This is a genomic window from uncultured Vibrio sp. (assembly GCF_947488985.1).
GTDB lineage: Bacteria > Pseudomonadota > Gammaproteobacteria > Enterobacterales > Vibrionaceae > Vibrio.
In genome coordinates, this window is sequence record NZ_CANLBV010000196.1 from 1 (window position 1) to 1,977 (window position 1,977).

General features: G+C 44.2%; 2 protein-coding genes and 1 pseudogene. All 3 read left to right on the top strand.

Annotated elements, in window-relative coordinates; translation table 11 throughout:
• On the top strand, window positions 1-105 hold a 105-nt coding region (locus Q1A70_RS19665; RefSeq protein ID WP_299693196.1), incomplete at its 5' end, for an IS3 family transposase.
• Between the two features lie 90 nt (window positions 106-195).
• Window positions 196-534 (top strand): annotated as a pseudogene (locus tag Q1A70_RS19670) (amidohydrolase family protein); the annotation flags it as partial.
• Between the two features lie 77 nt (window positions 535-611).
• Window positions 612-1,574, top strand: a complete 963-nt coding sequence (locus Q1A70_RS19675; protein WP_299695646.1) for a GTP-binding protein — start codon at window positions 612-614, stop codon at window positions 1,572-1,574.
• The last annotated feature ends 403 nt before the right edge of the window (window positions 1,575-1,977 follow it).

A 1,977-nucleotide genomic window follows, 5' to 3' on the forward strand; every position in this document is an offset into this window, starting at 1 on the left:
CAAGCGCTTTTTGAATACATTGAAGTTGATTATAATCGAACAAGAAGGCACAGTGCTCTTGGGTATGTAAGCCCAGTCAACTTTGAAAAACAATATGTCGCTTAATACGGTGTCCAGTCTGACTGGAGCAGATCACCAGATGGCAGCGTACTAAACGATGATGTTTGGCCTCTTCCTGACGACGTATTTGCCCATCCTCGCTCTGCGGGTAACTTTTCGCGCTTATTCGCTCGCTGGGTTCGAGAAAAGAACACCATAAGTGTGATGGAAGCGATTGAGAAGTGTACCTTGATTCCAGCAAAAATTGTTGAGAGTGGCGCGCCACAATTGCGTAAAAAAGGCCGCATTCAAGTGGGCTGTGACGCCGACATAACGGTGTTTAATTTAGACACAATTAGGGACAACGCAACGTTTGTAAACCCGCGTCAAACCTCAACCGGGCATGACTATGTGTTGGTGAACGGTACACCTATTATTGAACAAGGTGAGCGAGTAGAAGGTGTGTTGCCAGGCCAAGCTGTGCGCAACATCTAGTCTATGTTTTGGGTTGGTGTAGCGCCAACCCATTTCATTTAAACCAGGTAAAGAAATAGTAATTTTTAGAGGCAGCAATGACACTTAAGCCGATTCCTGTAACCATTCTTTCGGGCTTTTTGGGCGCGGGTAAAACCACACTTCTCAATCATATTCTCTCGAATAAAGACAACCTTAAGATTGCCGTTATCGTTAACGACTTTGGCTCGGTTAACATAGATGCCGATTTGGTAAAGTCTCAAGATGAGTCAGTAATGCAGCTGGAAAATGGCTGTATCTGTTGTAGCTTGGCTGAAGGGCTAGTAGTGGCCGTTTCTCGCATTATTGCAATGGAAGAAGATAGACCAGATCATATCGTGGTCGAAACGTCGGGCATTTCTGAGCCCTTAGATGTGGCGCGAAAGTTTGAAGACCCAGAGTTGAAACCTTATGCACCGATTAATGCGATTGTGACAACCATAGATGCAGAAAGCGTACTGAATTTAGAAGATACGATGCAAGAGTTGGCTGTTCAGCAGGTGATGGTGGCCGATACCATCTTGGTCAACAAAACTGATTTAGCCTCGCCTGAGCAAGTAGAAAAAGTGCATCAGTGGTGTCAGCAATACAACGCCGTGGCTAAGCGAGTCAATGTGAAGTTTGGTCAGGTGGATCTGCCAATAATCTTCGATATGGACCAAGACATTGAGCGTCACTTTGTGGCTATGCCTGAGGACAGCTCCGAGCCCTCAAATCAGATGAGGCACAACTTTGAGACCTTTAGCTATGAGACGAATGAGCAGCTTTCTATCGAAAAGCTGTATCCACTTCTTGAGCATTTGTCCCTCACCATTTACCGCATGAAAGGCATTTTGAACCTGCAGGAGCGCACCGACCGTCAATGCGTGTTTCAGTGCACAGGTCAGCGAGCTTCATTAACCGTGGGATACGTTTGGCCAGAGACTGGTGAGCGTTTAAGCCGCTTGGTATTTATCGCACCAAAAGGCGTAATAGAAAATGAAAAACTCCACGCCATGATAGAAGATTCCCAGCGCCATTAACCCTTTTTTGAAAGGAAAGGCACCGGACATAATTACCCACTTGCATGAAGTTGGTATGGTAATAGCACAGTAGACATACGAGCCTGCATTACCATATTCCTAGAATCGACCACCTTGTCACGACTTACGTACATCGTTGTAGAAACTGCACATAGCCTAGTTGCACAGTCTTGGTTCTTGAGGTGTGACTTATGCTATTTACACTACTGTTTAGATGTGATTTGGTTTTTATATGCTTTATTTATACATATATAAAAAAGAGTGAGAAACTTAACTAATTGATATAGTTTATTTTCTCACTCGTTCAATTTCTTTTTATATGGTTCAACTAGGGCGTGTTGATCTTTGCTGTACATTCCGTGTTCAACAATACATCGGTAGCCACATCAACATGAATGCCAGC

Coding starts and splice junctions, on each gene's coding strand:
- Q1A70_RS19675 (WP_299695646.1), top strand. CDS start 612: ATGACACTTAAGCCGATTCCTGTAACCATTCTTTCGGGCTTTTTGGGC.